Origin of the sequence: Shewanella sp. SM87 (assembly GCF_025653705.1) — a bacterium.
GTDB classification, from domain to species: Bacteria; Pseudomonadota; Gammaproteobacteria; order Enterobacterales; family Shewanellaceae; genus Shewanella; species Shewanella oncorhynchi.
The window spans coordinates 1-13,353 of the sequence record NZ_JAKKSC010000036.1; the positions used below are offsets into that span (position 1 = coordinate 1).

7 protein-coding genes are annotated in these 13,353 nt (G+C 55.3%); 2 read left to right on the forward strand and 5 right to left on the reverse strand.

Going from position 1 to position 13,353, the window contains the following annotated elements; genetic code table 11:
* The 4 genes from L5M11_RS20490 to L5M11_RS20505 form a co-directional block, all read right to left on the reverse strand.
* Window positions 1-2,721, reverse strand: a 2,721-nt coding sequence (locus tag L5M11_RS20490) for a Tn3 family transposase (RefSeq protein WP_263193100.1), incomplete at its 3' end; no start/stop codon positions are given.
* A 2-nt stretch (window positions 2,722-2,723) separates the two neighbouring features.
* Entirely contained in the window at window positions 2,724-3,281 is a 558-nt protein-coding gene (locus L5M11_RS20495) for a recombinase family protein (RefSeq protein WP_004213590.1), read from the reverse strand.
* A gap of 129 nt (window positions 3,282-3,410) precedes the next feature.
* A complete protein-coding gene (lspA, locus tag L5M11_RS20500) occupies window positions 3,411-4,490 on the reverse strand; it encodes a signal peptidase II (RefSeq protein ID WP_011638892.1) in 1,080 nt (359 codons plus the stop codon).
* Window positions 4,487-6,892, reverse strand: a complete 2,406-nt coding sequence (locus L5M11_RS20505; protein WP_115407325.1) for a heavy metal translocating P-type ATPase — start codon at window positions 6,890-6,892, stop codon at window positions 4,487-4,489. Before L5M11_RS20505 ends, lspA begins: the two co-directional genes overlap by 4 nt.
* 85 nt (window positions 6,893-6,977) lie before the next feature.
* Between L5M11_RS20505 and cadR the strand changes: the two genes are divergently transcribed.
* Window positions 6,978-7,418 (forward strand): Cd(II)/Pb(II)-responsive transcriptional regulator, encoded by a 441-nt coding sequence (cadR, locus tag L5M11_RS20510; RefSeq protein ID WP_011638890.1) that lies wholly within the window; start codon window positions 6,978-6,980, stop codon window positions 7,416-7,418.
* A 48-nt stretch (window positions 7,419-7,466) separates the two neighbouring features.
* A complete protein-coding gene (locus L5M11_RS20515) occupies window positions 7,467-10,349 on the forward strand; it encodes a Tn3 family transposase (RefSeq protein ID WP_263193101.1) in 2,883 nt (960 codons plus the stop codon).
* 91 nt (window positions 10,350-10,440) lie between these two features.
* On the opposite strand, the gene L5M11_RS20520 is transcribed toward L5M11_RS20515, so the two are convergent.
* Window positions 10,441-13,146, reverse strand: coding sequence for an acetate--CoA ligase family protein (locus L5M11_RS20520; RefSeq protein ID WP_105252534.1), 2,706 nt, complete (start codon window positions 13,144-13,146; stop codon window positions 10,441-10,443).
* Window positions 13,147-13,353 lie beyond the last annotated feature (207 nt).

Here is a 13,353-nt window from a genome sequence, read left to right on the forward strand (position 1 = left end):
AAAACTGCGGTCGCGGATTTCACCCAATCGGTAGAAGAAGACCGCCCTGGCCAGCGCGTTGCGCGCCTCGCCCTTATTCAGCCCCGCATGGACGCGGCGGCGCAGCTCCACGCTTTGCAGCCAATCCAGAATGAACAGCGTGCGCTCGATGCGCCCCAGCTCGCGCAGGGCGACGGCCAAGCCGTTTTGGCGCGGATAGCTGCCGAGCTTGCGCAGCATCAGCGAGGCCGTCACCGTGCCCTGCTTGATCGAAGTGGCCAGCCGTAGGATTTCATCCCAATGAGCGCGAATAGCCTTGATGTTCAGCCTGTCGCTGCTAATCATCGGCTTGAGTGCATCGTAGGCAGTATCGCCCTTGGGAATGAACAGCTTGGTGTCGCCCAGGTCGCGGATGCGCGGCGCGAACCGGAATCCCAGAAAGTGCATCAGGCCGAACACATGATCGGTGAAGCCCGCCGTGTCGGTGTAGTGTTCCTCGATACGCAAGTCAGACTCGTGGTACAGCAGGCCATCGAGCACATAAGTCGAGTCGCGCAAGCCGACGTTGACCACCTTGGCGCTGAAGGGCGCGTATTGGTCGGAGATATGGGTATAGAACGTCCGCCCAGGGCTACTTCCATACTTCGGATTGATATGCCCGGTGCTCTCTGCCTTGCTGCCGGTTCGGAAGTTCTGGCCGTCCGACGATGACGTGGTGCCGTCGCCCCAGTTTCCGGCGAAGGGTTGTCGATACTGTGCGTTCACCAGCTCGGCCAGCGCCGTCGAATAGGTTTCGTCGCGAACGTGCCAGGCTTGCAGCCAAGACAGCTTGGCGTAGGTGGTGCCAGGGCAGGACTCGGCCATCTTGGTGAGCCCAAGATTGATACCATCAGCCAGAATCGTCGTCATCAGCAAGGTTTTGTCCTTGGCCGTGTCGCCGGTCTTCAGGTGTGTGAAGTGGCGCGTGAAGCCCGTCCATTCATCGACCTCCATCAGCAACTCGGTGATCTTGAGGTGCGGCAGCAACATCGCCGACTGGTCAATCAAGGCTTGCGCGGCGTCTGGCACCGCTGCGTCCAGCGGCGTTATCTTCAGGCCCGATGCAGTGGTGATGATGGCGTCCGGTAAGTCGTTGGTCGCCGCCATGCGGTTGACTGTGGCGAGTTGCGCCTCCAATAATTCCAGTCGGTCATGCAGATATTGGTCGCAGTCGGTGGCCACGGCCAGTGGCAATTCGCTGGCCAGCTTCAAGGTGGCGAACTTCTCGATCGGCACCAGGTATTCGTCGAAGTCCTTGAACTGACGCGAACCCTGCACCCAAACATCACCAGAGCGCAGTGCGTTCTTCAGCTCCGACAGGGCGCATAATTCGTAGTAACGCCGGTCAATACCCTCGTCGGTCAGAACCAGCTTTGCCCAGCGCGGCTTGATGAATGCGGTTGGCGCATCGGCGGGCACCTTGCGCGCGCTGTCGCTGTTCATGCCGCGCAGCACGTCGATGGCATCGAGCACACCCTTGGCGGTGGGCGCGGCGCGCAGTTTGAGCACGTCCAGGAACTGCGGCGCATAGCGGCGCAGCGTGGCGTAACTCTCGCCGATATGGTGCAGGAAATCAAAATCTGCAGGCCGCGCCAGCGTTTGCGCCTCGGTGACGCTGGCGGCGAAGGTGTCCCACGGCATGACCGCTTCGATGGCGGCGAACGGATCGCCGCCGTTTTGTTTGGCTTCAATCAGCGCCTGACCGATGCGCCCATACATCCGCACCTTGTCGTTGATCGCCTTGCCGGAAGCCTGGAACTGCTGTTGATGCTTGTTCTTGGCCGCATTGAACAGCTTGCCGATGATGCGGTCGTGAAGGTCGATGATTTCATCAGTGACGGTGGCCATGCCTTCGATGGCCAGTGCTACCAAGGTGGCGTAACGCCGCTGCGACTCGAACTTGGCCAGGTCGGCGGGCGTCATCTGGCCGCCCTCGCGGGCGATCTTGAGCAAGCGGTTTTGGTGTACCTGCCGTTCGATGCCAGCAGGTAGGTCAAGCGCTTGCCAGGCTTTGAGGCGTTCGATGTGTTCAAGCATGTGGCGCGAGTTAGGCTTGGCGGGCGATTGGCGCAGCCACGCTAGCCACGTCATTTTGCTACCATCCTTGCGCTTGAGCAGTTCGTCCAGGCGCTGGCGATGGACAGGTATCAAGGAATCGGCCAATGCCGCATGGATGCTCCGGTTGGCACGGGTAATGGCCTCGGCGCTTGCGCGCTCGATGGCATTCATGGCGGGTAGGATGATGCTCTGCCGCCGCAGGTTTTCAACAAGGGTGCTGGCCAGCACAATGCCTTTGTCTGTTTGCAAGGCCAGTTCGGTCAATGTATGCACGGCTTGCCGGTAGTGACTCATGGTGAAGGGCTTGAATCCAAACACCGTTTGCAGCTCGACCAAGTGCTCCCGCCGTGTCTGCTCGCGCTGGCCGTAATCGTTCCAGCTTTCCACCGGCACCTTGAGTTGTGCGGCCACCATGCGCAGCAGGGGCGGAAACGGAGGCTCATCGATGCCCAAGAAGATGCCAGGGAATCGCAAGTAGCAAAGCTGCACGGCGAAGCCCAATCGATTCGCAGCGCCGCGACGCTGGCGGATCACCGATAGGTCGGTTTCGTTGAACGTGTAGTGCCGTATCAGTTCGTCTTTGGCATCTGGTAGTGCCAGCAGGCTTTCGCGCTCGGTGGCGGACAGGATTGAGCGGCGCGGCATGATCAGTCTTCCCGCAGGTACTGGTACAAGGTTTCGCGACTGATGCCGAAGTCACGGGCCACCAAGGTTTTTTGATCGCCTGCCGCGACTCGCTGTTTCAACTTGGCAATTTGTTCGCTGTTCAGCGATTTCTTTCGTCCCCGGTAGGCACCGCGCTGCTTGGCCAGCACGATTCCCTCGCGCTGGCGTTCGCGGATCAGTGCGCGCTCGAACTCCGCAAAAGCCCCCATGACCGACAGCATCAAATTGGCCATCGGTGAGTCATCGCCGGTGAACGCCAGCCCTTCTTTGACAAACTCCATCCGCACGCCCCGTTGTGTCAGCCCCTGAACGATGCGGCGCAGGTCATCGAGATTGCGTGCCAACCTGTCCATGCTGTGCACCACCACGGTGTCGCCCTCGCGCACAAAGGCCAGCAGCCTTTCAAGTTCGGGACGTTGCGTGTCCTTTCCGGAAGCCTTATCGGTGAATACCTTACCGACTTCGATTTGCTCCAGTTGCCGATCAGGGTTCTGGTCGAAGCTGCTGACGCGGATATAGCCGATACGTTGACCTTGCAAGATGCCTCCAAAGGTAAAAGTGTCAGGATGAAATCTATTACCCTTGGCGGCTTGTGTCAATAAATACAAACTACAACTCTATTCTGACGTGCTTTGCGCCAAGCATCTGACATCAGGTTAGGGTATAGCTTAACCGGACACCTCGGCCTCTGTGCCTTTACTGCTTTTCGGTACAACCGTCAAGAACAGGCAGAGCGCTCCGATAGTTATCGCCACATCAGCGAGGTTGAAGGCGGGCCAGTGCGCAAGTCGCCAATGGAAGTCAAGGAAATCAACAACCTGTCCACGCAGCACACGATCCGCGACATTGCCCAGCGCACCGCCGAGGATCAGGCTGTATCCCATCGCTTCGAGACGGGGCAATTGCTGGCACAGCATGCGTCCCAGCCAAGCAGAAACGACCAGGCCCAGCGTGATGAAAAAGTAACGTTGCCAGCCGCCAGCGTTCGCCAGAAAGCTGAATGCCGCGCCGGGATTCAGGACATGGACGAAGTTGAAGAAGGGCGTGACTTCGACCTGTTCACCGTAGGCAAACGTGCGGGTGATGGCGAACTTTGCGAGCTGATCGGTCATGACAGCACTGGCGGCCACTGCGAACCAGACCCAAGTCGATGTGCGGCGAGCCGATTGCCACACAGGGGCGGCCAGCGGCATCAGCCACCCGGCGAGCGCCGTGCAACTCAATCCAAGTACCCACCCCGCCAGCACATCGGCAGGAAAGTGCATTCCGGCTGCGATGCGTGACCAACCGACCAATGCGGCGTACAACACCAAGCCGATACGGCCACGACGGCCTATCAAAGGCCAGAGCGCGCCGACCACCAGCGCGGCATAGGTGGCATGCCCGCTGGGCAGGCTGTAGTGTCGTTCGATGCCCCCGATAACGCGCACCATGTCGCCAAAAACGGCAGGCGGGCGTGGAAAGTCGATCCATAGCTTCAAGATGGTGGCGACGAGAAATGCCAACGCAAAGGCCACGCTAAAGACTCTGAGTCTGTACCGGATGGCATCGGCCCGCGTTGGGTCAGGTGCCGACTTTGACCATCCCCACATCGCCAAGAGCATCAGTGGTGCAGTCCAGTAGTTGCCTATCACAAGGTTGAAGAACGATGCCAGCGGTTCCAGCGCTGCAGGTGTGCTCATGTTGATGGCTTGGAACAACGCGATGTTCAGACCACCCCAGTCGTAGAGAAAGAATTTCCAGCTCATTTGCGCAACAGCCTCAAGCCATTGCCAACGACGAGCAAGCTGGCCCCCATATCAGCAAACACCGCCATCCACATGGTCGCTTGACCCGTGAAGGTCAGCACCAGAAATACTGCCTTGATGCCAAGGGCCAGCACAATGTTTTGCATCAGCACCTGCGCCGTCGCACGCGACAGGCGCACGAAGGTCGGAATCTTGCCCAGGTTGTCGTCCATCAGGGCCACGTCAGCGGTCTCGATGGCGGTATCTGTGCCAGCCGCTCCCATGGCAAAGCCGATGTCCGCACGCGCCAAGGCCGGGGCATCGTTGATGCCATCACCGACCATGCCGACCTTGCCCTTTATGGCCAGTAGCTCAACTTCGCGCAGTTTGTCGTCTGGGAGCAGATTGCCTTGCGCACGGTCGATCCCGGCTTGTGCGGCAATGGCCTGTGCCGTGTGGGGGTTGTCGCCGGTCAGCATCATGGTGTTGATGCCCAGTGCATGAAGCTCGGCAATGGCGCTCCTGCTGCTTTCCTTGATGGTGTCCGCTACGGCAAATAAGGCATGAACCCCTTTTGCGCTGACCAACATCACGACAGTTTTACCCATGGTTTCCAGCGCCGCGATGCGCTGTTCCAGCTCGGGAGTACGCTGCCCCAGCTCTTCTAGCATCCGCTGGTTGCCAAGATGGTAGGTTTCACCGTTGATTTGGCCCTGCACACCCCGACCGGGCAGCGCGTTGAATTCGGCCACGTCGAGCAAGGCAACCCCGTCCGTCTGCGCGGCCTGTGCCACCGCCTTGGATACAGGATGGTCCGAGCGGGCCGCCAGACTGGCAGCGATGCTGCGGCTGTCCGAGGCGAGTGCATTGCCCCATGTGACAAAGTCGGTCTGTGCGGGCTTGCCGTGCGTGATCGTGCCGGTCTTGTCCAGAGCCAGCCAGCGCAGCTTGCGGCCTTCTTCCAGATAGACGCCACCTTTGATGAGAATGCCGTGGCGGGCGGCGGCGGCCAGGCCGCTGACGATGCTGACCGGTGTAGAGATCACCAGTGCGCACGGGCAGGCGACCACCAGCAGAACCAATGCACGGTAGATCCAGTCGAGCCATGCCGCACCCATGAACAGCGGCGGCAACAACGCGACGGCGATGGCAACGCCGAATACAACGGGGGTGTACCAGCGGGCGAACTGATCGACAAAACGCTGAGTCGGCGCACGACTACCTTGCGCAGCCTCTACCGCGTGAATGATCCGGGCCAAAGTGGAGTTGTTGGCCAAGGCGGTGACGCGGTACTCGAACGAGCCGGATTCGTTGATCGTGCCAGCGAACACCGAATCACCGGGGGATTTTTCGACCGGGAGGCTTTCACCCGTGATCGGGGCTTGGTTGACGGCAGAGCGGCCTTCCAGCACCTCACCATCAAGGGCGATGCGCTCACCTGGTTTGACCCGGACGCGGGCGCCGATGGTGATTTGCTTGGCGCCCACCTCGCGCCATGTGCCGTCAGCCTGCTGTACCGTGGCCTGTTCCGGGGTCAGGTCGAGCAGGCCACGGATAGCGTTACGAGCGCGATCCAGCGATTTGGCTTCGATTACCTCGGCCAGCGCGAACAGTACCATCACCATTGCCGCTTCGGGCCAGTGGCCGATCAACATGGCACCCGTGACCGCAATCGACATGAGGGCGTTCATGTTGAGATTACGGTTCTTGAGCGCAATCCACCCCTTCTTGTAGGTGGAGAGGCCACCCGTGAAGACCGCGACAAGCGCCAGAACGACAACCGACCAGTGATTGCCGTTGTGGAGCCAGTAGACCGCCTCGGCCGCCGATGCAGTGACCAAGGAGATGCCCAGCGGCCACCAGTTGGTCGGCGTGGTCACAGGGGCGGCGGATGGAGATGCGACCTCTGCCGTGTCCACGACCTGCGCCTCGAATCCAAGCGCTTGCAGTGCCACGAGCACGTCTGGCAGAACCTGGTTCGCATGGCGTACCGACAGCGTGCGCTGCATCAGGTTGAAATCGAGATCAGCAACACCGGCCACGGTGCCGAGCTTGTTGCGGATCAACGTCTCTTCGGTCGGGCAATCCATCTTGGCAATGGACAGCTTGGTCGTCTGCTCGGCCGACGCCTGATCCATGCGCACAGCTTGCATGCCGATGGCCTTCAGCGCCTGCTCGACGGGAGACAACGAAGGCAATTCGTGTCGCACGGCCAAGGTACGTTGCATCAGGTTGAATTCAAGACCCGCCACCCCCGCCAGACCGGCCAGTTTGCTTCGGATCAGCGCCTCTTCGGTCGGGCAATCCATGTTCTCGATGCGGTACACCGCTTGAGCCGATCCGATTGCCAGCGGGGCCGGTGCCGTGGGTTGGATGATCGGCTCAGTCGTGCAGCCACACCCCTTTGAAGCGCATTCGCTCATGAGTAACTCCTGAAAATCTTCTATTCAGCCTCCATTAAAATCTCTATAGTCACTATAGAGTCAAGTGATAATTGGAGATTGATGCATGGAAATCAGAATTGGCGACCTCGCCAAGCGCTCTGGGTGCGAGGTCGTGACCATCCGCTACTACGAGAAGGAAGGGCTACTGCCGAAGCCAGCGCGAAGCGGTGGCAACTTCCGGCTGTACGGTGAGGCGCACATTGAGCGCTTGCAATTCATCCGTCATTGCCGTTCGCTCGAGATGACGTTGAGCGAGATTCGCGCATTGCTGGGTCTGCGAGACAACCCGATGCAGGACTGTGGGGAGGTCAACACGCTGCTGGAGGCCCATATTCAACAGGTGGAAATGCGTGTGTCCGCGCTGTTGCAGTTAAAACGGCACTTGGTTGATTTGCGCGAGAAGTGTTCTGGCTCTCGATCTGTAGAGGCGTGCGGCATTTTGCAAGGGTTGGGCAATTGCAATTGCCATGGTGAAAGTGCCACGAACAGTCAAACATCTGGGTAAGTAAGGGCTTAGCGTGCTTTATTTTCCGTTTTCTGAGGCGACCCCTTAATGCTGCCACAACGATTTTCCGACGAAGAAATGGTTCGCGATTGGACGCTGAGCCGACGCGATTGCCAGGTGGTCAACAAGTACCGTAAGCAATACCGTCTGGGATTTGCTATCCAACTGTGCGCCATGCGTCTCTATGGCCGGTTTCTTAACCAACTCCATGATCTATCCCCCCGGGTAATCAGCTACCTGAGCAGTCAACTCGACCTCCCGCCCACGCTAACCGTGGACGTGCCCGAGCGGGAAGCGACACTATTGGAGCATCGGAACAACATCCTCAAGTATCTGGGCTTTCAGCGGTTTGATGACAAAGCGGAAGCGGATCTGGACCGCTGGATTGAAGAATATGCTCGCCAGGGGCTGCTGCCGGATGAACTTTTTCACCGGGCAGAGCGCTACCTGCTGCTGAACCGTATTGTATTACCCGGGCCCTCGACCATCGAACGGCAGATCATCCGTATTTGTAACCAGGTTCACACTCAGCTTTTTGAGCAGGTGTTTGATCAGATGTCCCCTGAACTGCGCGGTGCCATCGACGTTCTGTTGCAAACCACAGACGGTAATCAGCGAACCTACTTCAACCAACTCAAAGAGTATCCACCGGCCGCCAAAATCTCATCACTGAAACGCTATTTGGAGCGCTATGACAATCTGGTGGCCACCGGCGTTAATGAATTCGAGGAAAAGGTCATTGATACCGCTTTTCTTCACTACCTGTATCGACTGACCAAGCGCTACAGCGCCAAGGACATGAAACGCTTCAAAGACCACAAGCGCTATGCCCTGATGGTGTGCTTCCTGTTAGAATCCCGCAAGATTCTGCTGGATAACCTGGTCAAAATGCACGATCAGTACATGACGGAACTGTGCCGACAAACCAGAAACAGTCACGACAAAAAGCACAAGGAATTCCGCAAACGCCAGAAGAAAGCTATCGACGCCGTGCTCGATACCACGCATGTTTTGCTGGAATGGCCGGATGAACAGCCGTTGTACAAGAATGACTTATGGCAGCGTATTGACGAGAAACACTTGCTAGCCTCCATTGACGACCTGCACATTTTTAAACGCCTGGAAGAATGCGGCTACTGCGATTTGTTGCTGACCCGTTACCCCAGTTTACGAAAGTATTTTTCCGACTTTATACGGTTACCGTTTGAAGTGGCGAAAGGTTCTGGGCCACTGATAAAAGCCATCCAGTTCGTCCGGCAGTTGGATGACGGCGATCTGAAAAAACTGCCGGAGAATACACCGACTGCGTTCATTCCCCGCGAGCTGCGTCGCAGCCTTAAAGATCAAGCCGGCAACATCAATCGCAATGTTTGGGAAATGGGCCTTGCTCTCGCGATGAAAGATGCGTTGCGTTCCGGCGATTTGTATTTACCACAGAGCAAACAGCATGTGTCGTTCTGGGATCTGACCTTGAACGAGCCCAACTGGGATGAAACCAAACACACCGTCTATACCGAGCTACAGCAGCCTTTGCCACACGAAGTGCGTTCCGCCATTTCAACCCAGTTCCACGAAGCGGTGTCAGCAGCGCAAAAGCGTTTTGGACTGGATAATTTCGCCGAGATACACAATGGCCGGCTGAAACTCAAGCGTGACGACAAGCTGGACGTACCGGATAAAGTCAACCAACTGCAAAAGGTGATCGATGCGCATATGCCCAGCATACGCATCGAGCAATTGCTGATGGAGGTGGATCAAATGACGCATTACAGTCGTCACTTTGTCCCTATCCAACATCACCAGTCACGGCCCAAAAACTTTTACAAAAGCCTGATGGCTGCCATTATTTCACAAGCCACAAACCTGGGCGTCGTGTCCATGAGTAACAGCGTCAATGGCGTTACTGTCGATATGCTAAGGCATATCCTGCAATACTATATTCGCGAAGAAACCCTGATCAACGCCAGTGCTGAAATTGTGAATCAACACCATGAGCTGCCGTTGAGTGCGGTGTATGGCTCCGGTACATTGTCCTCTTCAGATGCGCAACGCTTTAAAATCCGCGCCGACAGCCTGTTGGCTTCATACTATCCCCGCTATTACGGCTACTATGAAAAAGCCATCGGGATCTACACCCACGTATCCGATCAATATTCCGTGTTCAGCACCAAGATCATTTCCTGTAGCCCTCGTGAAGCCCTGTATGTTCTGGACGGTCTGCTGGAAAACAACACAATTCTGAAAATCCGAGAGCACACCACCGATACGCATGGGTACACTGAAATCGTCTTCGCCCTCTGTCATTTGCTCGGCTTCTACTTTATGCCACGCATTCGGGATCTGAAGGATCAGCAGCTATACCGTATCGACAAATCCGTCGATTACGGTGACCTCAACCATTTACTCACGAAAACAGCTGATTTGGCGATTATTGAGGAGCAATGGGAATACATGATGCGGGTGGTCATTTCTCTGAAACAAAAAACTGCGCCAGCACACGTCATCGTTCAACGGTTGACCAACAGTTCACCCTCCGATCGCCTCACCAAGGCCTTTACCAACCTGGGCCGGATCATCAAGACCGAATACATTCTGCGGTACCTAACTGACAAAGACCTGCGCCAAACCGTCCAGCGGCAACTGAATAAAGGGGAATACCGGCACAAACTGCCGCGCTGGATATTCTTTGCGGACCAGGGTGAATTCACCACTGGGGACTATGAGGAAATCATGAACAAGGCCAGCAGCCTCAGCTTTGTATCCAATGCCATTCTGTACTGGAACACGATCAAGATAAATGACGTGGTTGAGCAGCTCCGGCAGCAGGGGGAGGATATCGACGACAAGACCTTATCCCATATCTCGTTATTGCCCTATAAGCATGTGTTGCCCAATGGTACGTACTTTATTGAAGATGAGGGGAAGGGGTGATTATTCGGAAACCTACGGTTACGCGGAGGGCCTGGGAGTCAAAACCGTAGGTTTTCGTTCAAATGCCCCCGCTGGTCCGTCTGGGTAGGTGCTATTGATCACTGGGCGGTTTTAAATCCATGTGCATTTTGATCAAATGCTCCTCCATATCGAAGGTCACTTTAAAACCGAGACTCTTGGCAAGACTGGCCATATTGCGATTCTCAAACATGGTAAAGCCGGTGAGCACGGGCGTGTCGTTGGCCTGATAATATTTGATTAATTTTTCGAGTAACAACTTGCCTAACCCTATACCTTGATGATCGCCACGCACTGCCATGGCAAACTCGGCCTCGGTATTATCAGGGTCAATAGATGCACGCACGGCACCTAAGGTGATGTCATCACCATCTGGCCCCTTAGCCGTGGCGATAAAGGCCATCTCACGGGCGTAATCGATTTGAGTTAATACCGCCATTTCTTCATGGGTCATTTTCGAGCGCACCCCAAAATAACGTTTGTATCTGTCTTCATCGGATAACGAATTATCGAAGGCCAAATGTTTAGGTTCATCTTCGGGCAAAATCGGCCTTAGCATTACCTTAAGGCCATTTTTTAGCTCGGCGAATTCTTCTAATTCCTTCGGATAGGGCATGATGGCCATCCGCGATGAACTGTCGGCATTGGCATCATGCAAACGGATATTCACATCGAGCAGAGTGATGTTTTCACCCGCGGCCAGTACTGGGTTTAAATCTAACGAGGCGATTTCAGGGCAATCGATAATAATATGGGATATTTGCGTTAACATAACGCACAGGGCATTCATGTCTAGACCCAATGGTAAATGTCTGTCCTTTAACTTATGGGTCTTTAACGCTTGGATCACCATATAACGCGCCAGTGCCATATTCAGGGGTGGCAGGGCAACGGCAGCATCATTGGTGGGGTCCCATTCTGAGCCACCTTCGCCAAGGCAAATCGCCGGACCAAAGACGGGATCGCTTATTACGGCCACGCGGATTTCCTGCGCGCCAGCGGTCAACGCCATTTTCTGCACTATCATGCCTTCAATAATGGCTTCGGGATTGGCTTGATGCACCCTCTGGGTAATCGCATTCGCGGCGTGGCGGATATCTTCAGCCGAGGTTAAATTGAGCATCACTCCGTGCACATCGGACTTATGCAAGATGTTAGGGGATTGCACTTTTAACGCTAAGGGATAGCCCGCTTCATTCGCAATGGCCACCGCTTCATCGGCATCTTTCACAAACCAAGTGTCTATAGTGTTAAGCCCATAAGCACGCAAAATAGGGCTGGCCTCATGGGTTTCCAGTACCGATTTTCCTTTAGCTTGAGCCGCTTGCAGTAATTTGCGCGCCGTAAGGCTATCTGTCGGAATATTATCGGGGATCGATTGCGGCACTTCTTGCAGCAGTTTTTGGTTACGACGGTATTCAACCATGTGCATAAAGGCACCCACAGCACCTTCGGGTGTACGGTAGGTGGATATACCGCCCTTAGTGAAGCGTTTTCGTGCCTGATAAGCCGAGTCTTCACCGCTCCAGTTCGTCAAAATATTGAGGCGATTCTTTTTGGGATGCGCGTGGATCACACTCACCAAAGCATCAGCTATCTCAACACTTTCACCGAGTGCAGAAGGGGAGTGCAAGACCAAAATAGCGTCAAGTTCATTGGAATCCATCAGGATAGTCAAAGCCTTAGCATATCGTGATGCGTTCGCATCACCAATAATATCAATGGGATTTTGCCTTGACCAAGTATTCGGTAACACAGCTTCTAATTTGGCTATGGTGTCTTCTGATAACTCCGCCAGTTTACCGCCACGCATAATGAGTTCATCCACCGCTAATACGGCAGGACCGCCACCATTACTGATAATCCCTAAGCGCTCACCTTGCAGCGGATTGGAATGCGCTAAACTTTCAACCGCGGCAAACAGTTCAATTAAATCGTTAACCCGCAACATACCTGCACGGCGAAACGCCGCTTCATACACGGCATCATTACCGCCAACACCGCCTGTATGCAATTTTGCGGCGCGGGCACCTTCGGCGCTGCGGCCCGATTTAATCACTAGAATTGGCTTATTGCGTGAAGCGGCTCGAGCAGCCGAGAGGAAATGGCGCTTCTCATTCACCGAGTCGATATAAAGCATGATGGCGCTGGTGCGGCTATCGCGGCCCAGGTAATCGAGCAGTTCGTCAAAGTTAATGTCGGTGGCATCACCGAGGGAGATAAAGGAGGAAAAGCCAATACCTTTGTTATTGGCCCAATCGAGTACCGTTGTACAAATAGCAGCCGATTGAGACACAAAGGCTATTTTGCCCGGTAGGGCGCTGGCGTGGGCTAAGCTGGCGTTTAATCCCAATGGGGGTAATAGCATTCCTAAGCTATTTGGCCCCAGAATGCGCATCCCGTAACGCTTAGCATTTTGCATGGCAAGGTCGAGCAGGCTCACGCCATCTTCGTTAAATTCCTGTGCCATTCCCGCTGCCATAATAATGGCCACCTTACAGCCAAATTGCGCAAGGGTTTCAACGATGGCGGGCACACGGCAAGCGCGGGTACAAATAACCGCTAAATCGGGTTTGATGGGTAAGGCTTCAATATTGGGATAGGCGAGCACGCCCATCACTGCCCGATACTTAGGGGTGACTGGCATGATAGGCCCCGAAAAACCACTCGATAGTAGGTTTTTCATCAGCACATTACCCGCGCGTTTCTCGGTATTCGAAGCGCCAATAATGGCAACGGAAGTCGGTTTAAATAAGGAGTTTAATGTACGTTGACTCATAAGCGATTCCATCCCAATCCATGACGCTTCCAGTGTAACCTAGGGTATGAGGACTGCACAGTTAAGTTTCAGGTTCCATTAGGGCAAGTTTATTAGCAAATCATGAATTTATGCCAATTTACTGAGAATTAGCGCTCAATGATGGGGATTTCTATCGCGATAACTGCATTTTCCGCATTGCGACACGTAACAATGTGAATAATTTCA